The sequence below is a fragment of the Pseudomonas sp. SIMBA_068 genome, assembly GCF_046534705.1.
GTDB classification, from domain to species: domain Bacteria; phylum Pseudomonadota; class Gammaproteobacteria; order Pseudomonadales; family Pseudomonadaceae; genus Aquipseudomonas; species Aquipseudomonas putida.
This window is the reverse complement of sequence record NZ_JAWRYI010001014.1, coordinates 1-255: the sequence shown is the minus strand read 5'-3', so window position 1 is coordinate 255 and position 255 is coordinate 1. Positions and strand designations below refer to the sequence as shown.

General features: G+C 56.5%; 1 protein-coding gene. It reads left to right on the top strand.

Annotated features, from left to right (window positions below):
- A partial coding sequence (locus SB756_RS32490; RefSeq protein WP_410913561.1) for a type VI secretion system baseplate subunit TssF occupies positions 1-255 on the top strand: 255 nt, incomplete at both ends.

Sequence of the window (255 nt, the reverse complement as noted above, 5' to 3'; positions counted from 1 at the left end):
GAAGGTCAGCCAGAAAAGACTGGGCGCCTTGCTCTCCATCCGCCAAGAGCCAGTGGATCGCCTGCACCGCGGGCTGCCCATCCGAGGCGTGCGGATCGATCTGACGGTCGATTCCCAGGGCTTTGTTGGCCAGGGCGACCTGTTTGTATTCGCTTGCGTTCTAAATGAGTTTTTTGCGCTTTATGCCAGCCTCAATTCGTATCACGAGTTGCGGGTCATCAGCACACAAGGAGACGTGTATCTATGGCCATCCCA